The 22,733-nt window shown below is 49.3% G+C and carries 19 protein-coding genes; 2 read left to right on the forward strand and 17 right to left on the reverse strand.

Annotated elements, in window-relative coordinates:
- Positions 1–32: 32 nt before the first annotated feature.
- The 6 genes from BMY78_RS27045 to BMY78_RS27070 form a co-directional block, all read right to left on the reverse strand.
- The gene (locus BMY78_RS27045; RefSeq protein WP_090904403.1) at positions 33–818 is read right to left on the reverse strand and encodes an STM4013/SEN3800 family hydrolase; all 786 of its coding nucleotides are present in this window, start codon (positions 816–818) and stop codon (positions 33–35) included.
- Positions 815–2,164, reverse strand: coding sequence for an STM4014 family protein (locus BMY78_RS27050; protein WP_256222458.1), 1,350 nt, complete (start codon positions 2,162–2,164; stop codon positions 815–817). The genes BMY78_RS27045 and BMY78_RS27050 overlap by 4 nt, the downstream gene beginning before the upstream one ends.
- A 12-nt stretch (positions 2,165–2,176) precedes the next feature.
- Complete coding sequence (locus BMY78_RS27055; protein ID WP_090904404.1) at positions 2,177–3,019, reverse strand: STM4015 family protein; 843 nt, start codon at positions 3,017–3,019, stop codon at positions 2,177–2,179.
- Positions 3,020–3,384: 365 nt separating this feature from the next.
- Positions 3,385–4,008 (reverse strand): XTP/dITP diphosphatase, encoded by a 624-nt coding sequence (locus BMY78_RS27060; RefSeq protein WP_090904405.1) that lies wholly within the window; start codon positions 4,006–4,008, stop codon positions 3,385–3,387.
- 1 nt (position 4,009) lies between these two features.
- Positions 4,010–4,768 carry a ribonuclease PH gene (gene rph, locus BMY78_RS27065; protein WP_090904406.1) on the reverse strand — a complete coding sequence of 253 codons (759 nt, stop codon included), beginning with the start codon at positions 4,766–4,768 and terminating at the stop codon, positions 4,010–4,012.
- 144 nt (positions 4,769–4,912) lie between these two features.
- Complete coding sequence (locus BMY78_RS27070) at positions 4,913–5,968, reverse strand: GerMN domain-containing protein (RefSeq protein ID WP_090904407.1); 1,056 nt, start codon at positions 5,966–5,968, stop codon at positions 4,913–4,915.
- 214 nt (positions 5,969–6,182) lie between these two features.
- Between BMY78_RS27070 and BMY78_RS27075 the strand changes: the two genes are divergently transcribed.
- On the forward strand, positions 6,183–6,749 hold the full coding sequence (locus BMY78_RS27075; RefSeq protein ID WP_090904408.1) for a phosphatidylglycerophosphatase A family protein: 567 nt from the start codon (positions 6,183–6,185) through the stop codon (positions 6,747–6,749).
- Positions 6,750–6,878: 129 nt separating this feature from the next.
- On the opposite strand, the gene BMY78_RS27080 is transcribed toward BMY78_RS27075, so the two are convergent.
- The 5 genes from BMY78_RS27080 to BMY78_RS27100 all read right to left on the reverse strand — a co-directional run bounded on the left by BMY78_RS27080 (position 6,879) and on the right by BMY78_RS27100 (position 10,927).
- Positions 6,879–7,532 carry a ferric reductase-like transmembrane domain-containing protein gene (locus BMY78_RS27080; protein WP_177185886.1) on the reverse strand — a complete coding sequence of 218 codons (654 nt, stop codon included), beginning with the start codon at positions 7,530–7,532 and terminating at the stop codon, positions 6,879–6,881.
- Between the two features lie 33 nt (positions 7,533–7,565).
- Complete coding sequence (locus BMY78_RS27085) at positions 7,566–8,612, reverse strand: FAD:protein FMN transferase (protein ID WP_090904410.1); 1,047 nt, start codon at positions 8,610–8,612, stop codon at positions 7,566–7,568.
- Positions 8,609–9,004 (reverse strand): hypothetical protein, encoded by a 396-nt coding sequence (locus BMY78_RS27090; protein WP_090904411.1) that lies wholly within the window; start codon positions 9,002–9,004, stop codon positions 8,609–8,611. The genes BMY78_RS27085 and BMY78_RS27090 overlap by 4 nt, the downstream gene beginning before the upstream one ends.
- A gap of 171 nt (positions 9,005–9,175) precedes the next feature.
- Complete coding sequence (locus tag BMY78_RS27095; protein WP_090904412.1) at positions 9,176–10,165, reverse strand: MBL fold metallo-hydrolase; 990 nt, start codon at positions 10,163–10,165, stop codon at positions 9,176–9,178.
- Between the two features lie 18 nt (positions 10,166–10,183).
- A complete protein-coding gene (locus tag BMY78_RS27100) occupies positions 10,184–10,927 on the reverse strand; it encodes a class I SAM-dependent methyltransferase (RefSeq protein WP_090904413.1) in 744 nt (247 codons plus the stop codon).
- A 313-nt stretch (positions 10,928–11,240) separates the two neighbouring features.
- Between BMY78_RS27100 and BMY78_RS27105 the strand changes: the two genes are divergently transcribed.
- On the forward strand, positions 11,241–12,116 hold the full coding sequence (locus tag BMY78_RS27105) for a DUF72 domain-containing protein (RefSeq protein ID WP_090904414.1): 876 nt from the start codon (positions 11,241–11,243) through the stop codon (positions 12,114–12,116).
- A gap of 124 nt (positions 12,117–12,240) precedes the next feature.
- Here BMY78_RS27105 and BMY78_RS27110 read toward each other — a convergent pair whose 3' ends face one another.
- From BMY78_RS27110 to BMY78_RS27135, 6 genes are all read right to left on the reverse strand, one after another.
- A complete protein-coding gene (locus BMY78_RS27110; RefSeq protein WP_256222459.1) occupies positions 12,241–14,418 on the reverse strand; it encodes a glycoside hydrolase family 88/105 protein in 2,178 nt (725 codons plus the stop codon).
- 56 nt (positions 14,419–14,474) lie between these two features.
- Positions 14,475–15,299 carry a polysaccharide deacetylase family protein gene (locus BMY78_RS27115; protein ID WP_090904416.1) on the reverse strand — a complete coding sequence of 275 codons (825 nt, stop codon included), beginning with the start codon at positions 15,297–15,299 and terminating at the stop codon, positions 14,475–14,477.
- 170 nt (positions 15,300–15,469) lie between these two features.
- A complete protein-coding gene (locus BMY78_RS27120) occupies positions 15,470–18,820 on the reverse strand; it encodes a glycosyl hydrolase (protein WP_090904417.1) in 3,351 nt (1,116 codons plus the stop codon).
- A 232-nt stretch (positions 18,821–19,052) separates the two neighbouring features.
- A complete protein-coding gene (locus BMY78_RS27125; RefSeq protein WP_090904418.1) occupies positions 19,053–20,558 on the reverse strand; it encodes an extracellular solute-binding protein in 1,506 nt (501 codons plus the stop codon).
- An 18-nt stretch (positions 20,559–20,576) separates the two neighbouring features.
- Positions 20,577–21,464, reverse strand: a complete 888-nt coding sequence (locus BMY78_RS27130) for a carbohydrate ABC transporter permease (RefSeq protein ID WP_024632531.1) — start codon at positions 21,462–21,464, stop codon at positions 20,577–20,579.
- 38 nt (positions 21,465–21,502) lie between these two features.
- On the reverse strand, positions 21,503–22,432 hold the full coding sequence (locus tag BMY78_RS27135; RefSeq protein ID WP_090904573.1) for an ABC transporter permease: 930 nt from the start codon (positions 22,430–22,432) through the stop codon (positions 21,503–21,505).
- Positions 22,433–22,733 lie beyond the last annotated feature (301 nt).

A 22,733-nucleotide genomic window follows, 5' to 3' on the forward strand; every position in this document is an offset into this window, starting at 1 on the left:
TTTGTAGTTGTTGATGATATGAATCAATTGTTCTATAAAATAAATTCACGGTAAGGCACATTCCAGACAACATCATGCGCCAGCCTGTGCCCCTGATAACCATCCTCACCATACGCCGTGCCATGATCGGAAAAAGCTAAACAAAACGTAGGCCGTGAACGCTGCCTCATTGCATCAAACAATGGCCCAAGAGCCTGATCCACATACCGAAGGGCTGCTCGCTGTGTTTCTACGGAGTCTTCTCTTGCACCCTCCACAAAATAGCGATTGGGCCCATGGATGGCAGACACATTCAGGAACAAAAACAGCTTTTCATCCGGTGTGATTTGCTCCAGCAGCTTCAAGGCATGCTGAACCTGATGCTCGGTCGATTTGGGGTTGGTTACGCCAAAATTCATCCGCCAGTAGCTTTGCTGAAAATAACCCGGCAGCACTTTGGCGAGTGGATTTTTCTTGGTGAAGAAAATGACCCCGCCAATACAAATCGTACGGTATCCTTCCGCTGCTAACCCGGATACGATATCCGGAGTGTCGAACAGCCAGGTATGCGGATGTGTCTTTAATCCGGTATTCCGGGAATGAAAAAGTCGTACGTGGGAGGCTTTGTCCGTATTGGCAGGTGTAGGCATGAAGCCACCAAAAAAAGCATGATGTGCCGCATAGGTAAAACTTCCCGGAGTATGACGCTTCTCCCAAGGACCCGTACCGCACAGGTTGGGGCAATTCTGTTCCTCCAGCTTGGCCACGTCATACCTTAACGTGTCCAGCGTAATCATTAATAGATCATGGGAGCCTACGATGGTGTTCATATCAGTCATGGTTGTAAGGGCTCCTTTCGCAAAAGTTCCATTTGCCATTCATAGGTTCCAAGTCCGTTATGCTGTACTCTGTACAACAAATCTCCGAACGGATTCACATCCAGAATATAAGCACGCGGTTCAGTTCCACCACTGAGCATCACATCAATCCCGGCAGACCATGAGTTGGGAAAGGCAGCCATTGCTGCTTTCGCTGACGTCTGAACCCCATCCATCTGCTGTTCATCCAGCCCCGCTTCTGCGGGCAGCAACCGCTCATTGCGCAAATGCAGATTGGTGATCGGTGTCTGACTAACCCGTACGATGGCATGACCTGCTTGTCCACCTGCCACAAGCTGGCGAATATCAAATACGCTTGAACCAAGGGATGCTTTTGCCATCCAACGTTCAATCTGGGCACCTTCAGCGCACAACCAATCCATGAGCACCGAAATTTCCGAAGTACGTGTGTACCTGCGCATCCGACCTTCATTATAAAAAATGAGATTTCCCTGAATCCGCTCCATTCCCACAGTGGTTATAGCGATTTCAGCACCCGTTCGCGGATTAATTTGATAGGCAACAACGCCTGAAGCCCCGGAGCCACACGCAAGTTTCACGAAAACCCGATTCATACCGGCTGTTTTCATCGCTGTACGTAGATCCGCATAATTGCGGATCGGCTCCGAAGATTGGAGCGTTGGGGGAACGTGAACGCCATGGGCAGTTAGTTGCTGCTGGCATCTCCTTTTATCAAACATGATCGCAATATCATTGGGATCATTCGTAAACCGGGCATTGGGCCAATACTCCAAGGCTTCATAGCGAATTCGTTCCAAACAAGCCTTCCAGCCACGAAACCATTGGTTGGGCGCGTAGATCCGCCCCCACTCCTGTTCAAGAGTGAGTGTCTGCGCTGCCGGAATCATTCCCGCAGAAGGGCCATCGATTAACGGAGATACATCATTCACAGCTCCAAGAAAGAGCAGCTCACACTCTACTTCCCATTCCTCACCAGGGGCATCCAGTCGAATAAGAGGTATACTATTCACTCCGTCAACTGGATCATGATTGGCATATGAGATCGACGCTGGTAAAGATATCCACGACGCTCCGTGCGTGTGTGTAGCCACTCGCCCTTCCAGACATTGCTGTACGGCATCCGCAATAGTTCCACCCCTTCTCCAGGTCTGTAGCAAACGGATATAGGGCAGCACAAGTGCAGGCTGTAAACCAAGGCGCTGTCTTGCCTCCTGTAGTCCAAGGGTACGGCGATTATTCGGGTTTCCAATTAACAATAACGGCTGCTCCATCGTCATATCCAAATCCTTAACTGGGCTTTGCAAATTTCCTTCCATTTCCGTCATGCCTGATATCATTTATTCCGTTAACGACGGATAACGCCAGTCATCTTCATCACTCTGTTGCTGCTCGCTAACATCTACAGATATACCGGAACGTTTCCAGCGAATGAGCATGTCGTCTGTCATGTAGTGGTAACTGAGATTGAGATGTTTAAGTTTTTTGATCTTGTCGCTGGCAAGCAGCGCCTGCGCCCCTTCATCAGACAGCGTGCCCTCTGACAGATCCAGGATTTCAAGTTGATCCAAAATGGGTGCCTCAGCTGCAGCTTTCGCAATCTCATCCTGAATTTCACTGTCTTTCAGACCCAGGTATACGAGCTTTGGAAATAAGCCCTGTTCCAAAAGTGGGAGTACATCTTGCAGTGAGCCGTCGAATCCATAATCATCCACGCCCAGATACAGCTCAAGCTTACGCAATTCAGGCAACTTTGCCCGGGCAACTGAAGCTAACACACTTTTGGGAAGGCCACCGCAAATAATGATTAATTCTTCAAGCTTGGCATGTTCGATGGGTTCCAGACTTAGTCCGCTGCTGCCCTTCACAGTGAATGACTTCAATTCAGGGAAAGCAACCAATAGGGGTGTGAGATCCGTCTGAATAATCCATGAAACCTCGCATTCTTCAAAGCCCATATCTCCGATGAACAGTTTCTTCAAAGATGGAAAGCTTGGAGCCAGCTCGATGAGTGTGCCCATAAATTCTTCCGGCGAATTTTCATAGGCCTGTCCCCAGTCTCCAATAATCAGGCTCTCCAGCGAACCCGCCTCCGGTTTGGCAGCCAATTCCCTGATCAGTGTTTCCATGCGAATACCGTCCTCATAATCATCATAAGACACCGTAAGCTTCACTTCTTGCATAAGCAAATCCCCTCCGTTTGAGTTCATTGATGATTCGTTAACTTGAATGTTAACCCATACGGTACAAGACTTGCAACTTCTTCCAACCCCAGTCCTAATGTGCTGCTCAAACGTGAAATCCCTGTATTTTCTTTATAGGTACAAGAACGTATGTTCCTGTATTTCCCCCTATAGAAACGGGTTTTATTATAGGTCTCACGTACTGGCTTCATTAAGATTGCTTAGTCATGCAAAAATAAAAAAACGCTAATGGTTGGTGGGCCATTCCACAGGAATGACGCTTACCTTCCATTAACGCTTTGATATTTAAGCAAGGCCATAATTCACCTTATAACATTCATATTCGCATGAGCGAAGTTTGAATCTCAGCCTTTCAGACTGGATACGAGCGCTCTCAGGGCATGCCCCCGGTGACTGATTGCCTGCTTTTGCTCCAGCGTAAGCTCGGCCATTGTCATCTCGTATTCAGGCACGTAGAAGAGTGGGTCATATCCAAAACCGCCACCACCGGCAGCCTCAGCTGTGATCCAGCCTTCCACCGTGCCCTCTGATTCATACTTGTCTCCGGTTGCCGGGTCATACAGCACCAGTGCACAGACGAAACTTGCTGGACTCAGAAGCGGTTGCTCCGTATCCTCACCGGATTTGAGTGATTCCAGCGCCTCAAGCAGTTTGGCATTGTTCTTCGCATCGGTAGCACCCTCGCCTGCATATCTCGCAGAGTACACTCCCGGGTCACCGTCCAACAGATCCACACACAATCCCGAATCGTCAGCCAGAACAGGCAGACCCAGAGCATCGCCCACTGTTTTGGCTTTCTTCCAGGCATTCTCCGCAAAGGTTACGCCATCCTCAACGACATCCGGCAGCTCCGGATAGTCGAACATGCTTTTGACCTCTTTGCCCAGCGGAGCGAATGCATGAGCGAATTCACGTACTTTTCCTGCATTACGGGTTGCGACAATGATAATTGGGCTATCCAGACTCATGTTAGGCTTCTCCTAATCCACGAGCACCGATCTTGAGTGCAATGGGACCGAGAACTTCTTTTTGGCGCTCAATCATCTCCAGAATGCCCTGCTCACCCAGCTCCAGCATCGCGTTCAGCTCACGACGGTCAAAGGGTGCTTCTTCACCTGTTCCCTGAAGCTCCACATATTTCCCGCCGCCTGTCATCACGAGGTTCATATCTACCTTGGCTTTGGAATCTTCATCATAGTTCAGATCCAGCACAGGCTGTTCTCCAACTACACCCACACTTACTGCTGCAATGAAATCCGTAATCGGGAATACTTGCAATTTATACTGTTGGGCAATTTTGTTCACCGCGAGCGCCAGAGCTACAAACGAACCGGTAATGGACGTTGTGCGTGTACCTCCGTCGGCTTGAATAACATCACAGTCCAGTGTAATCGTACGCTCGCCAAGCGCCTGCAAGTTAACAACTGAGCGCAGTGCACGGCCAATCAGACGCTGTATTTCCATGGTGCGTCCAGTCAATTTGCCGCGGTTCGCTTCACGCTGATTACGGGTATGTGTTGCACGTGGCAGCATGGAGTATTCAGCCGTTACCCAGCCTTTACCCTGCCCTTTCATAAAGGGAGGAACACGCTCCTCCACCGTAGCTGTACAAATAACCTTGGTATCTCCCACTTCAATCAGTACAGAACCTTCGGCGTATTTATTCGTGTTAATTGTTAAATTCATCGGGCGCAGCTGGTCGCTGGTTCGTCCGTTAGATCTCATCATTTCTGCCTCCTACGACTTAAGCATCCTGTAATGTCGAGCTTGTTCACACTTTTACTAATCCCTTCTATATTACCAAAGAGTTCACTTAAAAGCACCTGTCCCCCAAAGAGTTCTATCGACAGTAGGCTAAACCACCTTTGTGGATTAAATTGGAATTTCATTGATATATTCAGGCTTCGATACTGGGGCACTGTAATCCCGGTTATCATCACTCATGACCGTCTTTTGCCCATTCCATTCGATCTGGACTTTAGCTTCCTTGCCAGCTGTGTTCTCGGCCGTAGTCAATACGACGGATTGCAGCAGTTCACTTGGCACGACGTCCCCCTCGGTGAACATGTCGTCTTTGAGTGCAACCGTTACGGTTCCATCCTCGGATGTTTTGACCGATTGCAGCTGCGTTCCACCTGTCATGACCTCTTCCAGCTCGCCACCTTTGGCTGGCCCCTTGATCAGTTCATTCAACGCCGCCTGCACCCGGTCTCCACCTGGTGTCACAAGACGCGTAACCGGGACATAATATTGAATGCCTGCTGGCGAAGCGGCTGAAAAATATACCGTTACCGGACTGCTGTTGGTCGTGAATGTATCACCCAAATCGAGATTGATGCCCACCGCCCGATTCAACGGTTCCGGCAGCGGTGTGCTGTTTACTGGCATTTGCGTCAACTTTTTGCCGTCTACCCAGATTTGTACGTTCTGCACATCCGGGGTACCCGTGAGTGTCCAGGTAACTGCCTCCAGCATTTTGCGCTCGTTCTTGGCATCATACTTGGCAAAATTGCCGGAGAACTCCACGACTGCCAGCTTATCATCCGGATGAATCGTTACGTTCTGAACAACGGTGCCCTGCGGGAGTACGCCCTGAAATCCTTCAGGCAACATACCTGCATATGGACCACCCGTCACAAGTGTATCCAGGGCTGTTTTGGGACTGCTAACGTCCGTGCCTGACGGGAGTGTCATGGATACCGGAGCTAGCAAACCTTGTTGATCCTGCAGATACACGGTTGTAAGTGGCAGCTTGGCAAGTGAGCCATTGCCTTCAGCCGCCTGAATCATGGCCGCTTCCTGAATCGGCGGCGGTGGATCAATGGCTTCGGAGGACTGTGCCCCAAACATGCCACATCCGGATAACACCACAGGAATACTCAACAGCGCAGCTGCAGAAGCTGTACGCAAATAACGGATCTTACTCATGATCACGTTCCCCCTCATCATTTTTACAGTTTGTACTACCATGTATACGAGCCTTTGCTCAAAAAATAACTACTTTTTAAACAAGCTCATCATGCATAAAGCTGAAAACAGACCCTCCACACCCATCGAGGGATAACAAAGAAACCCAAAACGGTTAATAACGTATCAGGATACAAGTATAGGGACATTGCTAACTTCAGAGGAGGAATCGCCCATGGAACATCCGGAGCAAGAAAAAATCCCATACAGCCTGAACAGCCGCAAAGTGGCAGAGGCAACAAGGGAATGGCTGCACAAGCGGGGCGTTACGATCCCTGAGATCGCAGAACTGGTCATGATGCTGCAGAAAAAGTATTACCCGGGTCTTACGATGGAAGAATGTATCGACAATGTGGAGAAAGTATTACGCAAACGTGAGGTGCAGAACGCAGTCCTGACAGGCATTCAACTGGACTTGCTGGCAGAGCAAGGCAAACTCATTTCTCCTTTGCAGGAGATGATTGAAAATGATGAAGGGTTATATGGCGTGGATGAGATTCTCGCATTCTCCATCGTCAACGTATACGGAAGTATCGGATTTACGAACTACGGCTATGTAGACAAGCTCAAACCCGGTGTGCTTGAACGTTTGAACGACAAGAGCCTTGGGCCTGTGCATACGTTTCTGGATGATATTGTGGGGGCCATTGCCTCAGCGGCCAGCAGCCGGATTGCGCATCGCAAACAATCGGAGCTTGAAGCAGCTTTGGGAGAAAAGCCTGTCAGCGATGATATCGTATAATTTGCATGTGTAACAGGAGTTGGAAATAACGAACCACGCATGTTCCACTCTCCAATTTATACTGATCATGACAAAAAGGCGGCCATGAAGGCCGCTTCTTTTGTATGGATTCATTTCTTTTGTACTACACTATTTCAGATGCTCCTGTCTTCCCGCTCCCGCCAAACGATACACCTCAGCCCATTTCTGTTCCGCTGCCGGCTTAGGCTGTATACGACTGGGTCCAATCGTAATTTCCGGGCCTTTGCGTTCTCGCAGCATGCCTCGAAGTACCGTAATACCAAGAACACTCAAGCCAGTAAACACGTACATCAGACGCATAAGCACATTGCCTGAATCAGAGCCGGTAACCATACCATGGAACAGTAAACCGATGAATACGGGATAAGACAACATATGGAACATAAACCACCATTTGCGGCCAAGCTTGTTACGCAGATCACTGGATAGCAGTACAATCACCAAACCATACAAGGATAACGTGCCCAGTCCGCTGCCAATCGGATGTACTGAAGCCGTAAACGGAAGGAGCAGTTCACTCCAGGTAAATGGGCTATAGTGATCAATATATAGGGTTAACGCATGAATGAGTCCAAGTCCAAAGGCGAGCCAGGTCGTTCGGGTATGCCATTTAAACATGGCTGCTTTGGGTTTCCCTTTAGCTATAGGCATCCCTTGGGCAATCCCCAGAAACACACCGGCAAAGAGCAGCAAATAAGCGGCTATCCCACTAATTCGAATGATATTCCACGTCGGCAGGTAATCTACAATCCATTGCGCCATAACCGGCTCCCCCATATCTGATAGACTTGTCGTTTATATAAGACTGAAGCGGTGATCCGGATCGAAACCAGGCCAGCGTTCAGCGAGCGTACCGGTATTTCCTCTAAAATAAGTGCTCCCATCCCGGGTCATCCACAGGACGTCATGACGATCGTAATGACGGTTTAACCAACCTACTGCATCGGCACTTCCCAAAATGCAGACGGTCTTGGCAATAATCTCACATTGCGATGTATGCTGGCCCAGAACGGTACACTGTAGCACATCCGTATCTGCTGGCTCCATCTTCCGGGGATCAATTAAGTGATGTGAGAGGCTTCCGTCCGTATTCTGCCACTGTCTTCGTATCACTCCTGAAGTGGCCACCGCACCTTTCCTCAATTGAATTCTCCCTATCAGATCACGCTTCTCCTCATACGGGTCAGTGACTTGCACGGACCACATCGGATGAGATGTTGTTCCCCATGCCTGAATATCTCCACCTGCATTGATTAATCCGGCCGAAATATGAAGTGTACGTTGCAGCCAATCGGCGATACGCTCAACGGCCCAACCCTTAACAATGCCTCCAAGGTCCAGCTCAGTCCCAGGGTCCTTATGAACCATTCGGCTGCCTTCCCTTTGAATCCAACGTGGGCGGCTATAGTCATATTCGTCTCTCAGCATATCTGCTATTTTCAAATTTTTAATGTCCAATCTGCGTTCGGTTCCTGATTGAGGAAGTCCTCTTCTTTGTTGCAGCTGTTCGAAGCTGACATCATAACCAGAAGCCCGCAGAGCCTGAGAAATACCCGGCTGAAAAATCCCTTCCGTCTGACCAATATAACCGTATGCCAAACTTAACACTTCGTCCATTGCTGCGGATATGGGCATCCACCCTGTGCAACGATTCAGACGATTCAATTCACTGTCTGCCACAAATCGGCTGAAACGCTGTTCCTGCGCTTCGAACCAATTCTTCACCATGGCTGCCGCATGCTCAGCCTCTTCCCGTCCTGCGGCTAACTGAACTTCCACGTTCGTGTTCATCGCCCGGAAGCGGAACTTGAGAAGACGGGAGACTTGCTCCGTGCGGCTCATGACGCACCTGTGCGTGACTGATAATTGCCACGACTATATCCGGAGTCAGTATCCTGATTGCTGTTCTGATCTGTTATCCAGCCACCCGACGACCTGCCTTGATTCGAACCGATGGCAGTGCTTCCATCCGTCGTTCCCTCATCCAGGCTATCACCCTCATTGGACGATGCATCGGAATTGTTATCTGTGTTGTTCGTCCATTCGTCCATGACATCATCCTGAGCATCTATCTGGGTAGAAGCTGTACTGCTTATATCGGTACCATTAGCCGCCGCATAAGCGACATCAAAGGCATCAGAAGTTCTTACATATTGAAAGAGTGCAGCCACGGTCAACGTTGCTGCCGCTGAGGCTTGCCATTTTCTCCATTGATTTCGTTTTTTCCTGGTCATCGCTCTTCCCTGCTTTCTCTGGCGAAGTTCATGCATTCATCATAGAAGTGCTGCCTTAAAAGAAGATGAATGAACGGTTAAGAGAGACTAAAGCTTTCATTTATTTGAGTCGTCACACGCAAAAAAAAGACTCTGAACAGGCAGTTCTCCTGGTCAAAGTCTTGTCATCCTCTAAGTATTTTCGATAAAAAAGAACACTCCGTCGGGCTGCTGCTCCTGTACAATATGCTCTCGCCGGATCAATTCTTGCAGATGCGCCAAAGTTTCGCTCATCGCAAAACGAAGCTGATGTGTTCCCAATCGGTCACCAAACATAAACACACAGATATCATACGCATTCGTCGGTGCTTCGCGGATTTGCTCCATCATCTTCTGTAGGCGCTCTTCATGATGAGTGAGCAGATGAACCGTTCGATCGGCAAAATGACCAAACGGATTCCGATGGCCAGGATATGCCACTTCTACATCCAAAGCCCCCAGTCGATGCAGCCCTTCCATGTAAGATAATAAAGGTTGATCGTCACTTCCCGGCTGCAAGCTGATATTCGGTGAAATCTGCGGCAATACGGCATCTCCACACAAGATCTCTCTGGAGTCCGGCGCATAGAAGGATAGATGCCCTGGGGCGTGACCACCGGTTTCTACAGCAAGCCACTTTTTCCCGCCCATAACCAGCCATTCACCATCTTCAATCGGTGTCACTACCGGAAGTGGCGTAATCTGTGAGATGAATCCCCCCATATGTTCGCGGATCTGCTGCGTCTTGTCTTCCGGCATGCCATGGCGACTATAATATTCAGGTAAAACGGTATTGATGGTTGCCTCTGTTCCCCACATGTAATCCGCTTCCTGGCGGGATCGTGTGGACATTCGAACAGGCACACCCGTTTGCTGCTGTATCCAGCCGGACAACCCCAGATGATCGGGGTGATGGTGGGTCAGTACAATCTGACTAATATCCTGAAAAGTTAAATTGAAATCTGCAAGTGCTTCGTGCCACTCCTGTTCCGTCTCAGTACTGCGTGGTCCCGGGTCAACAATCGTTATTGTTCCATCCGGTTCATGAAGCACATAGCTGTTCACCCAACGCAGTGGAAAAGCCATAGTAATCTTGACCCGATGCATGCCTGCTGGCATGGAAATGGATTCCGTTTGCTTCATTAATATTCTCCTCCGACTCTACTGCTCAGGCCGATGACCGACAAAAATCATCCGCGGCGATGCCTGCTCATCGTACTTTTCTTCATCATAACCGCCATGTACCTGATCCACCACGAGTCCTGCCTCGTGAAGCAGATCACGTAGTTGTTCGCGAGTGTACAGCTTGACGCGTTCCTGATAGATCCGCGGTTTTTGGCCCGATACGGTATCGGTGATGTGAATTTCTTTTTGCACAAATCCATTCTCGATCTTGCGAAACTCCTCAATATTCTGTCCTTCGCTTTCACGTGTTGAATGCTGCACCAGATGACGAGTCACATAAGCCGTGTTCATAAAATCAATAATATAGCTGCCACCTGGCTTCAGCATCCGATGAATGGCGCGTAACACTCTTAGTTGCTCTCCATCCTCTCGGAAATAACCAAATGATGTAAACAGATTGACCACGGCGTCAAATCCGCCTTTCAACGGAAGCTCACGCATATCGGCGTGATACCACTCTACACGATGTTCGGTGTCCATATTGCGTGCTTCACGCAGAAGCACATCAGACAGGTCGATTCCGGTCACCTGGAAACCAGCGTCAGCCAGGGCCAGAGAATGTCGACCCATACCACAGCACAGGTCAAGCACCTTGGACTTTGGCTCAAGCTTTAACCAATTGATCATTTTATGTACTTCCTGATATGCGCCTTGCACATCCCGATGTTTGTACACAAGAAGGTAGTCTTCTCCAAAACTCTTTTCATACCATTCCGTCATTACGTATCGCCCTCCACATGGTCACTGGCCCAACTATCCGTAATAAGCTGTTCTATCAGCCGGATCATATCTCTATAGCTTTTAGCCATTGTATCGTCTTTATCCTTCAAACTCAAAAATTTCCAAGGATCGTCCACATTGAACGGCCGGATACCACACGATATAATGTTAAACATAGTCAGGCCCACGCAAATCGGTTAACTATACATAGAAGATTGATACAGAACCACTATGGCATTTTCACTTCATGAACAACATGAGACAACTGAAACATAACGCTAACATAAGAGGAAAGCAGCAGGAGGTGTTATTTATGATTCGGATTGGACTTACGGGCTGGGGAGATCAGGAGGATTTGTACCCCAACCGTACCAAAGCGAAAGACAAGCTCCGTCTGTATGGACAATATTTTACGACCGTGGAGGTAGACAGTTCCTTCTACGCCGTTCAGCCTCGGGACCGGATGGCACGCTGGGCAGCGGAAACGCCGGAATCCTTTGCTTTTATCGTCAAAGCCTATCAAGGGATGACCGGACATCTGCGAGGAAAACCCTATTTCACAAGCACCTCAGAGATGTATAAGGCCTTTCGCGAATCCCTGGAGCCTGTCATGGAAGCAGGCAAGATGCAAGCGGCCTTGTTCCAGTACCCGCCGTGGTTTGAATGCAATCGGGACAACGTCAATGAACTGCGTGAAGTAAAACTGAGAATGGAAGGCATCCCTTGTGCCCTCGAATTTCGTCATCGCAGCTGGTATGAAGAGGGCATGCGTGAACGGACGCTGGCATTTCTAAAGGAACAGGGCTGGATTCACAGCGTCTGTGATGAACCTCAGGCGGGTCCAGGATCTATCCCTATTGTACCTGAGGCTACCGATGCCGAAATGACACTGGTGCGTATGCATGGGCGCAATGTATCAGGCTGGCATCAGAATGGTGCACCTAATTGGCGCGAAACCCGTTATCTGTATCGCTACAACCAGGAAGAGCTGCTGGAGTGGAAAGGTTATCTGGAGGAATTGCAGGAGCAGAGCAAAGATGTATATGTGATTTTCAACAACAACTCGGGCGGCGACGCCGCTGCCAATGCACAGATGATGATGGAGCTGCTGGAGCAGCCCGTGAAGCCCTTCCCTGACCGTACGGAGCCGGAGCAGGAAGAAGGACCGGAGCAATTGGAGCTGTTTTAGCCACACGTTTAATTTGGAATGTGAATGGAATATTTCCATTCATAACGAAAAAGCGGTAAGCCACTAAGGCTGTGCCGCTTTATTTGTCGTTAGGTTATATGCAGATGAACTCATGATTGCTGTACTAGCGTTGCACGGCTTTAACCGAAGAGTCGAGCGAAATCCGGCTCAGCTGCTGGTTCATTTTATACACCTCAATCCCGGCCAGAAGCACAATGCCGATACCGTGCGTATCGTTCAGAATCCATCCCAGATCATCCCGGTAATAGAGTGCGGTAAAGGAGTAACCGGAACCCCGGCATACACCGTACACATTGCCTTTGTAATCAATGGACAGATGGGTCATACCCTCCCATCCTATGCGTACCGCATCCAGGTAGGCCGCTGGCTGCTCCAGCCAGCCTTCACGAATACCGCGGGCATAGGCGTAGATGAACATGGACGTGCAGGAGGTTTCCTCATACGAATCCGGGCGGTTCAGCACCTGACGCCAGAGACCATTTTCACCTTGCAGCGCCAGATACCCCTGACATAAATCCCGGTAGAAGCCCAGCAGTTCCGGCCGTTTGACGTGATCGCTTGGCAGAATCGACAGTAGTTCGGTTAGCGAAAACAGAACCCATCCGTTCCCGCGCCCCCATGGTATACCTGTCGCCCGTCCACGCACAAAATCATACACGTGGGACATGATCTGTTGTTCGGGAATATACAGATATTTGCGAAACATCAGGAACTGGTTGATCGCATCATCCCAATAAGAAGTATCTCCCGTCAACTGACCGTACCGCATCAGGAAAGGTGTGCTCATATACAGATCATCACACCACATCGTTTCCTGGCGCATCTCTCCGCTGCCACGAACACGGTAAAAGGCTCCGTCGTCCAGACGTTCCTGTTCATCCGTAATATAGCCCGCAATACGATCTGCGGTATCTCTCCCCCCACGAATGTCGCCGAGTTCCATCGCTGCCAGCAAAGTAGATCCAAACGAACCACAGTCATCCAGACTGTCGATCGCAGACAACTGATTATTAATTCCCGCGGCGCCGTACCCTTCCCGATCCCATAGACCATAACGGTCAAACGACGTACTCAGGCCGATATGGTCACGCACATACTGAACATAGTCGTCACGTCCCAACTCCTGGCCAATCTGAAGAAGTCCAAGCAGGGTGACCCCGAGTGGATAATTCCATTTGCCATAATGGGTATTTTCCAAATAGGGACGGACACTCGTTTCAGGAAGATCCACATGCCAGTATACGCCTTGGGCTCCATCATCAAATACGGTATCTTTTACCACAATATCTTGGGGAGATGGTTCAGATCCTGGGGAAAATACACCCGTAAACAGCCACGCATCGTGGCATCCTGCAACCGGATGAGGTGGTCTTAATCTCCAGCCTTTCGTCCCTGAGGTCTTCGCATCTTCCAGTGTGAATCCCCACAACTCGCTCCCAGCCTTGGTTTCACCTTTCGCTACCAGATCAGAACCACCGTATCGGCGAGGCAGTTCAACGCGGAAATTACCGCTTTGCCCAGCGGAATATATCTCCTTGCCATCAACGTACAGGGTGAGGGCACCTTCATGTTTTCCTTGCAGAAGAACAGGTGTCGATCCCGGTTGGATGACATCCAGTTTGGACCATGCGTACGCAACAGCAGGCTGCTCTGTCCCAAAGATTCTGGCGAAAGCTCCAGCCTTCTGTTCCCCTTCTGTCCAGTCCCTGCGCGGATACCAGGAGAGGCCCGTTTCTGCTTCAGTCATGCCATCACGAGGGAGTGATGATAAAGGTTCATCGACTGGTTCCGAGTACAGCCAACCCTCCTGTCCTTGGCGGTCCAAACCAGGTGTGAGGAAGTGCAGCGGGAAGTTTTTAAATGAGGCTGTTCCGTAGATCCCGCCGAATCCCACCTCTGTTTTTACAAAACAAAGCAGCACATCGTTCCAGCCATATTTCACGGAAATCGGAATCTGGGTTCTTCGCTCGGGAAATAACTCCTGCAACAGCTCCGATTTGAAAATCTCTTCTCCGTTCACATAGACCGTCACCGGACTATAACAGTTCAGTCCCGTATTTAACGTAGCCTCCTGTTGGCTCCACAACTTGCCCCATACGTACACGTACTGGCCTGCACGAGCCTCTTTCCATTTGGCATCCAAATTCAGATCATAACGATAATCCCCCAGTCTACGGAAGCCTCCACGGTGGTACGCTCGGAACAAAAAGGAGTGTTTCGGATGGTCCCCAATATAACGCTGTGCCACGGTAGTCAAAATATCCGGAATTGAATCATACACCTTGCCTGCAATCGCCTCGTTCTCATGAAAATAACGAATGATCTTCAGCTCCCTTCCTATACCTTAATTCGTTCGGTTAGTCGCAATGTCTCGCCAGCCTTCACTTCAACCACCTGCTGATCCGCCGTAAACCAGACAGAGATAGCCGATGGATTGTGGATAATCGACCGGTCTGCTGAACATTCCAGGCGTTTGACCGCTTTCCAGTAAGCAATCACTTCGATGTTTGTGGCGTACCAGATGTCATCCCGACCGCCAATCTGCTCAGCAAACTGTTCAATAATCTGCCAATTGTCGTTATCATTGAATTCATAGCTGTGACCCCATACATATAACAGGAGTGGCGTACCTGTCTTCGTATGCTGGATAAATCGTTCGGCATGGGTTGTCAAATCATGGTTGTGGTGGCAGGTTGGATGCCATTCGAGCGGCCGCTCAGGCAGTGTGTACCTGCCGTAGGATTCAACCGTGCGTGCATAATCGATGCCAAGCCATTCGAGCTTGGTGCTGAGTGAACGGTCATAACCCCCATTCGGGTAGGCCATACCTCGCACCGGATAACCGACCAGCTGTTCCAGCACTCTCCGATCTTCCATGATCTCTTCGGTCAGCAGCTCATCCGGGACATAGGGCAATGTGGGATGGGTGACCGTATGTACAGCCACTTCATGCCCAGCATATAAATCCGCAACTTCTGTCGTCTCAATTCGGCCAGGCTTGCTCAGCGTACCGGAATTCAGATTGAATGTGCCCCGCAGTCCATGTTGATTGAAAATTTCCACCAGTCTGCGATCATGTACCACACCATCGTCATAACTGAACGTCAAAGCCTTCATCACGCCACCCGGGTAGCGGTCAAACTGGATACGATGTCCCATCATTTCTCCTCCCACTTGCTTCTTCAATAGCGAATGAATCACACTGTTTCTTCGTTATCGTGTAAATGTACGTTCAATTGCTTTTTTCCGGCTTTTCATTATCCTTGCTGTAGAACAGCAGATCAACGATCCTTCTAACTCCTTAAGGAATAAATCCGTTTATCTTGTGAGGTTTATTCTTCAGCTGATACATGACCAGCTTCCAGCAAACGGTGGCTACCCGAGTCAAAATACGTACCTTCCAGCAGTCCGATTAATGTATTGGTAACGCGTACTTCAATATCGTTATCCCCTGCTCGCAGCCAGGAGACTTCTCCCCTCCAGCGATATGGAGACCAGCATCGAACGCCCAGACTGTAACCATTCACCCGTACTTCTACCACATCCTGCACCTGCCAGTCGCTGAATTCCAGTTCAAAGGAGGCGACTTCTTCAGTAGGCTGATTCACCCAGAAGCTGCGTTTGTAACTCATCTCTCCTGCAAAATGGGGATAAAACGGCTGTGGCTCAGGTCCAATTCGAGTCGCCGTATCCGGCTCACGAACGAGAGAGACCATGCCTTCATGATGGAATTCCACGCCAAACCTCCCTTGCAGATACAGCGGATCAACGATACCTTCTTCATCCCTCGTAACCTGTATGGTAACGGTCATTTCATTCAGGCCGTTGCGCAACAACGCAGTTATATTGCAGCCAATATTATGGTGATCGGTAATTTCAATTGGCTCAAATTGATCGGGTCCAATCGGTTCTCCGTTGATTTCCATGATCCAGTCACCTGATATCGCCGCCCTGTCCATGAATAACAGACATTCTGCCAATGCCGTTCTCAGCTCAAATGTAGTCGTATACTTGCACTGGATTGGGTAGGCAACGGATGCTTTCTTCGGTGTGCCAAATACCTGATTAAACTGGAGCGGCAGATGATGGTTCTCCGATAATTCCGCCGCCTGGTCAATAAACGGTTTGACTGCAACATGATTACGTTCAAAAATTACACCGTTGTCATTGGAAGCTGTTACGTTGAACTGCCCCATGCGAAGTGTGTTGGACTGTACGCTTTCCAGTCGCCATGGCCCTTCCGAAGGAAGCTGAATGGTATAGGGTTCGTTCTCAGTCTCAGTAACTAAACGACCCGCGCCAGACTTCGTCCCTGTTTGATTCAGAGCAAAAGAATTCTCCTCTAATGCCTCTTGGGCATGTTGTAAAGTAAGCCTTACCGCATGTGCTTCATAGGGAGCAAGCTTTAACGAAATGCACCATTCACCACCACTGCTGGTAAACGGCAATGGTTCACGCTGTCCGTTCTCCAGATTGAGCCGTTCCGCCAGCAGAGTTGTACCCGCTGAAAGATCCACATCCGTCCATAAGCGCTTGGCTACCATTTTCAATTGCCCTTCAAGTTGTTGTCCTTCCTGGTTGGACAAAAAGATCATAAACTCTCCGTCCGATAATTGACGGGTCTGCATAAGCAGCGACGCACTTTCTTCTTCCATGATCCAACAGATCGGTTCGGGCAGTACCTGATCCAGCAGCAGGGAGATCAGTTCCAAGGAGAAGTCATCCCCGCGACCTGTTCCCGCAGGTAGAAAATAGGCATTTCCCTGTCCCTGCTGCCACATCAATTCGCTGCTGTCATGACCTGTTTCGTCCGCATTGCCCCAATATGCCTCATGCGGCTGGTTACCTGCACCAAAGAATTGGGCGGCCTCATTTCCTACAGGGCTTCCTGGCTGGATGGCTACATACGGCGGCATGCCTACAGATATAACCGTTCCTCCCTGTTCCACGAACTGCTTCACCTGCTGCCAGGCTGCTGCCTCCAGGTTCAGCATCGGTGGAAGAATCAGCACTTCATAACGTGCAGCGCCAATCTGAATCGTGCCCTCTGCCAGCACAGCTTCCGCTAACAGCTCGGGGTCCAGATGATCATAGTCACGTCTGTTTTCGAGCAGATGCGAGGTGATCCGCATCCAATCGTTCGTGAGACGATCCAGCTGCGTCCGTTCTGCTTCGTCTTCTCCGCCATATTCGAACCCGTGTAACGGATTTCCCATCAGGCTCCAGAACGTGGTCGTTGGATCAAGCACGGCAATTCGAATGTCCGCTGTCCCGGTGCTCATCAGATAGCTTAAACGCCCCGCGTAATCTCCCAACTGCCGGAAATGACGCCAATACGGGTTCTGTATAAACTGGGATGGCGGTGCATCATGCTTGGCAAGTCCGTCGATGGTATAGAAGAAGGCGTGAAAATTAAAAAAGTTGGTACCCATGGCTGCCATCCGGTCAATCATCCATTTGGCATCCTGTAAGGTCATCGACCAGCCTACACTGTGGAAACACTCAATCAGATTACGGCTTCGTCCCAACTGTCTGGCAAGTGAGCTGACCATCTTCGGATTGTCGCGCATTTTTTTGCCATACCGTTCCAGAATCCAGGATAAGGGGCGTCCGATTTTCTCGTGCGCGGAATCTCCACCTGGCATATGGCTAAACAACTGCGTGGTCATCCTTACCCCGGGCACTTCTGCCGCATACTGAATCCCTGCTTTTTCGCACCAGTCATGTACCTGTTTGTGATACGACTCCCTGAGCAGCAGATGTAACGACTGGTAGAAGTCATACCGAATTCGTTCTGCATCTGGGACATCGCCATGCAGCAGACCGGGTAGCGACTCGATCAGACTGTAACCGCAGCGTTCACTGAAATAGTGAGGAAGCTGTGGAGACCAGGGGATACGCCCAAGCGGCGCAATTTCATCGGAGAACATACCTTTAATTACGCTTTCAAACTGTTCTCCAACGGCTTCCTTATACCGTTCGTGGGTCAGTTCAATAAAACGGCTCATCGCTTCTTTGTGACACGGGTCTACAAAGTTGCCGTAATATTTGAAATCATGCATCTCTTCTTCCTGAAATATAATCACGTCCCATTCCCCAGCGGGAGCTTTCCACAACAGGCGAAAAGCCGTTCGGTATGTAAAAAACCGCTTGCGATTATACGACGTGAGTCCTGTCTCCTGATACACCTGATCAGTCTGGATATTGCCGATGTTACTGCGCAAATCAATGGATTCATGCCACAATCTTTGGCCCTGCGCATCCTTGGGTATTGCCTTCGCCACTAAAATTCGACCCCACGGCAACTCATGATCCACTGTTTCTCCGCCATGAACACAAATATGCTGATGTACAAGCTGGCGCTGCTTCGCCTCAGGAAAATCAAGTGTCACCTCACCGCCAGCCATCCCGCTTGGGTAGGGATACTCGTCATATAACCATACCTGCATGCCGCAGGCGGCCGCCGCTTCCACTGCAATCCGTACTTTGTCAAACCATGCTTCGGACAGATAGGGAATCTCCAGCCCCTGACGTGGACAGATGAAAAAACCACCTACGCCCTGTGCGGACATTTCGGCTATTTGCCGTTTGATTTGCTCTTCTTCCATATCCCCATTCCAAAACCAAAAGGGATGAACCCGGTACTGCGCCTCGGGATTTTCAAATGCATCCCCGTTCCACATGTCGCTTCCTCCCTGTATGTGCAAGAGTGGTCGTCCATCTACCGATAACGTTCATTTAAGTTCAAATAGGTTTGTTTCGCATTGATTATACATCAAAATCCAAAGACTGGAAGCTATAAATCACAAAAACAGAGATGAAGATGGTTTTAATTGTCCTGAACTATGCATATACGGAAATGCCCGGCTGCACCTTTGCACTACAAGCAAGGCTGCCGGGCTCTGGAACATCAAACTACTTCAGTGCAGCGTACAGCTCATTCACTTCTTTGACATAGTCATCGCCGCCACTGCTTTTCCACAATGCAACAGCATCCTGGAAGCCTTTTTCATCTATCTGCCCCACGATGAATTTGATACGGGCATCATTAATGATGTTATCCAGCTGTGGTCCTTTCTGCGCATACACATCGGAAATCAGCGGTTCGCCAGGATTGGCAATGACGATCTCCTCATTGGCTTTCTGCACCTGTGCAACCTTTTCACGAACAGGGGTCTGCTGCACACGAAGTGTTTTATCCTCTGGAATAAACATGAGGATCTGGTTCAAACCCTGTACATCTCGTAGCGCCAGTTTGTCCGTGGTCGGAATGATGTAACCCTCTTTTTTCTCATACTGCTTGCCTTCCAGTCCGTTCCCCAGCAGCGCCTGCAATTCAGGTTCATTTAGTTGATCCAGGAAACTCAACACCTTTTTCAGATCTTCTTCCGTTTTGACACTGCTTTTGGAAATGGCGATCATGCCGGAATAGCCGGATGTTGGCATATCGCGCAATCCCTTTGGACCTTCCATCGCTTGAAGCACATCCACGTGACCGGTTGCTGACGGATCTTTCTCCAATATTTTCTGATCCATACGCTGTGCGTTATCCGCCACATCCACCATCACGCCTGCTTGCCCGTTCACAAAAGGATCAGGCAGTTTCGTCGCATCCATCACGGCAAAGTCCTTGTTGACCAAACCTTCGCTATAGATTTGGCGGAAAAATTTCAGAGCTTCCATATACTCTGGTGTCTCATGCGCCGGTATCAAACCTCCGTTACCATCCTCGCCCCACTTGTTGGGTGCACCAAACCATATCTGCATGTTATCCCAAGGACCCGTGAACTTGCTTGCCACCAGACCGTAGGTGTCGTCTTTGCCGTTGCCGTCCGGGTCATCCTTCGTGAACGCTTTCAATACGTTGTAGAACTCGTCAATGGTCTTTGGCTCTTCCAGACCGAGCTTCTCCAGCCAATCCTTGCGGATCGTGACACCGTTACGTCCCAGAGCACGTGCGCGGTAGATGCCATAGGTTTTGCCATCGATGGAAGCATTGTTGGTAATAATTTCATTCATCTGGCTCAGGTTCGGATAGTCTTTCAAATAAGGTCCAAGCTCCCAGAAAGCCCCGGTACGAGCCGCATTAATGAAACTTGGGGACTTGCCCAGCACAACCATAACATCGGGCAGCTTGCCCGAAGCCAGCGTAATATTGAATTTGTCCTCATAAGAGCTGCTCGGTACCCATTGCAGATTCACATCCATCTTGGTCAATTCCTCAAGCTTCTGAATCACAGGACTGTTATCCGGCGGATTCTCCGCTTCAAAGTTCGGAAGCATGATCGTGATCTGATTCGTGCCACCCGCAGCTGTTCCTGAACCTGCTTTGTCCGTGGAGCAAGCTCCCAGAATCGTACTCAATACCAATGATGCAGAGAGTAGCAATACGCCTTTTTTGAATCCCGTCTTTTGTCCCATACGTTCTCCCCCTTGGCTTTAGCCTTTGATTGAACCTAACATGACACCTTTGGCAAAATGCTTCTGCAAAAACGGATACACCAGCAAAATCGGAATGGTACCGACCACAATAACCGCCATTTTAATGGACTGCTCTGGTGGCTGTACAAAATTGGGGTCCATGTTCGCCATATCTCCGACACTGGCCTGCGAGAGCAGAACGATCTGTCTCAACATGACTTGCAATGGCCATTTGTCACTGTCGGAAATGTACAGGAGTGCCGAAAAAAAGTTATTCCAATGCCCTACGGCATAGAATAACGCAAATGTGGCAATCACCGGTTTGGATAATGGCAGAACAATTCGCCACAGTACCCCAAGATCCGAACAGCCGTCGATGCGGGCCGCTTCCTCCAGCCCTGGCGGCATTTGTTGAAAAAAGTTTTTGACAACAATTAAGTTAAAAGCGCTAATCGCGCCAGGAAGCATGAGGGCCCAATAGGAATCCAGAAGTCCAAGTCCACGAATGACGAGATAGGTCGGGATCATCCCGCCGCCGAATAGCATAGAGAAAATTACCATGTTCATCATGACATTCCGGCCCCAGAAGTCACTTCGGGACAGCGGGTAAGCCATCGTCAGCGTGAAGAAGAGATTGACCAATGTACCTGCAACTGTAACAAATATTGAAACCCCTATACTGCGGAAGATGGTGGACGAGGAAAAAATATACTCATACGCACTGAATGAAAACACCTTCGGAATAAGGAAAAAACTGCGTTCGGTTATCTCGGCTTCAGTCGCGAATGAATTTCCTATAATATACAGGAAAGGAAGGACGGTTAATATGCCCAGAATCCCCAGCATGACGTAATTGAAAATATCAAACACTCTGCCGGCAGGGCTGTTGTATAGACGGCTGTTCATGGGCGATTTCCTCCTTATGAATGGATCTCAACACACGTTTAATAGATTCCGGGATGCCCGAATTTCTTGGCCAGTTTGTTGCTGCCCAGCACCAGAATAATGCCGACCACAGACTTGAATAACCCGACCGCGGTACTGTAACTGAATGCCCCTTGCGTAATCCCAACGGTGTATACATACGTATCAAATACATCTGCCACATCACGATTCAGCGAGTTGGTCATCAGATAGATTTGTTCAAAGCCGGTATCCAGGAAGTTCCCCAGCCTGAGAATGAGCAAGATAACAATGGTCGTGCGGATCGCTGGAAGCGTGATGTGCCACATGCGCCGTAATCGACCTGCACCATCCACAATTGAAGCTTCATACTGCTCTGTATCCACACCTGCAAGTGCTGCGAGGAAGATAATCGTTCCCCAGCCCATCTCTTTCCACATCATCTGAACAATAATGAGCGGACGGAATGACCCCGGACTAGCCAATACATCGATCGGTTTGCCTGTGATCCAGGAGATCAGGTCATATAATACCCCGCCTTGCGGAGTCAGAAATACATAAGTGATACTTGCGATAATGACCATGGATACAAAGTGAGGTACATAAACCAGTGTCTGAATCGTTCTTTTGAAGAATGCGACCCGGATTTCATTGAGTAACAAAGCGATGATAATCGGTGCCGGGAAAAAGAATATAAGATCATATAGGGCAAGGACGAGCGTATTCCTTAGCAAACGGAAGAAGTCCGGATTGGAGAAGAAATTCGTAAAGTTCTCCATGCCCACCCATTGACTGTCGCGAATGCCCAGAAAAGGCTGATAATCCTGGAAGGCAATAACGATCCCCCACATGGGCAAATATTTAAAAATGACAAAGTACAAAAATCCGGGAAGCACAAGCACATACAGCCATCTATTTCGTTTGATCTGCCTCTTCCAGTTGGACTCCCGCTTCATGGGCAATGCGGCCATTTCCACTTGAGCTGCTGTAGCGCCATTTCCATTCCAGTCCGTCTTCCCGTTCATAAATGTCTCCCCTCCCTATTTATGTAAGCGTTATCAATCGATCTGTTATTCAGACTATACAGCTGCCCTGTTTCCGGCAACCTTCATTTTTTGCATGGTTGTGCAAAGCGGCCCGAAAGCCCGCTATAACGCCATTTCTAATTCAATTTGGACATATTGAGGTAGAGGTTATTGCACATTTTTGCAGGATTATCCTTCTTTGTTCCCAAGGTGAAACATGAAAAACCGGAGTCCCCTGAAGCGGGAT

Source organism: Paenibacillus sp. OK076 (assembly GCF_900110055.1).
Taxonomy (GTDB): domain Bacteria; phylum Bacillota; class Bacilli; order Paenibacillales; family Paenibacillaceae; genus Paenibacillus.

What these genes read in the sequence shown, in the direction of transcription:
- BMY78_RS27045 (WP_090904403.1), bottom strand. Translation starts at nt 818, where the DNA reads ATGACTGATATGAACACCATCGTAGGCTCCCATGATCTATTAATGATT.
- BMY78_RS27050 (WP_256222458.1), bottom strand. Translation starts at nt 2,164, where the DNA reads ATGACGGAAATGGAAGGAAATTTGCAAAGCCCAGTTAAGGATTTGGAT.
- BMY78_RS27055 (WP_090904404.1), bottom strand. Translation starts at nt 3,019, where the DNA reads ATGCAAGAAGTGAAGCTTACGGTGTCTTATGATGATTATGAGGACGGT.
- BMY78_RS27060 (WP_090904405.1), bottom strand. Translation starts at nt 4,008, where the DNA reads ATGAGTCTGGATAGCCCAATTATCATTGTCGCAACCCGTAATGCAGGA.
- rph (WP_090904406.1), bottom strand. Translation starts at nt 4,768, where the DNA reads ATGATGAGATCTAACGGACGAACCAGCGACCAGCTGCGCCCGATGAAT.
- BMY78_RS27070 (WP_090904407.1), bottom strand. Translation starts at nt 5,968, where the DNA reads ATGAGTAAGATCCGTTATTTGCGTACAGCTTCTGCAGCTGCGCTGTTG.
- BMY78_RS27075 (WP_090904408.1), top strand. Translation starts at nt 6,183, where the DNA reads ATGGAACATCCGGAGCAAGAAAAAATCCCATACAGCCTGAACAGCCGC.
- BMY78_RS27080 (WP_177185886.1), bottom strand. Translation starts at nt 7,532, where the DNA reads ATGGCGCAATGGATTGTAGATTACCTGCCGACGTGGAATATCATTCGA.
- BMY78_RS27085 (WP_090904410.1), bottom strand. Translation starts at nt 8,612, where the DNA reads ATGAGCCGCACGGAGCAAGTCTCCCGTCTTCTCAAGTTCCGCTTCCGG.
- BMY78_RS27090 (WP_090904411.1), bottom strand. Translation starts at nt 9,004, where the DNA reads ATGACCAGGAAAAAACGAAATCAATGGAGAAAATGGCAAGCCTCAGCG.
- BMY78_RS27095 (WP_090904412.1), bottom strand. Translation starts at nt 10,165, where the DNA reads ATGAAGCAAACGGAATCCATTTCCATGCCAGCAGGCATGCATCGGGTC.
- BMY78_RS27100 (WP_090904413.1), bottom strand. Translation starts at nt 10,927, where the DNA reads ATGACGGAATGGTATGAAAAGAGTTTTGGAGAAGACTACCTTCTTGTG.
- BMY78_RS27105 (WP_090904414.1), top strand. Translation starts at nt 11,241, where the DNA reads ATGATTCGGATTGGACTTACGGGCTGGGGAGATCAGGAGGATTTGTAC.
- BMY78_RS27115 (WP_090904416.1), bottom strand. Translation starts at nt 15,299, where the DNA reads ATGATGGGACATCGTATCCAGTTTGACCGCTACCCGGGTGGCGTGATG.
- BMY78_RS27120 (WP_090904417.1), bottom strand. Translation starts at nt 18,820, where the DNA reads ATGTGGAACGGGGATGCATTTGAAAATCCCGAGGCGCAGTACCGGGTT.
- BMY78_RS27125 (WP_090904418.1), bottom strand. Translation starts at nt 20,558, where the DNA reads ATGGGACAAAAGACGGGATTCAAAAAAGGCGTATTGCTACTCTCTGCA.
- BMY78_RS27130 (WP_024632531.1), bottom strand. Translation starts at nt 21,464, where the DNA reads ATGAACAGCCGTCTATACAACAGCCCTGCCGGCAGAGTGTTTGATATT.
- BMY78_RS27135 (WP_090904573.1), bottom strand. Translation starts at nt 22,432, where the DNA reads ATGGCCGCATTGCCCATGAAGCGGGAGTCCAACTGGAAGAGGCAGATC.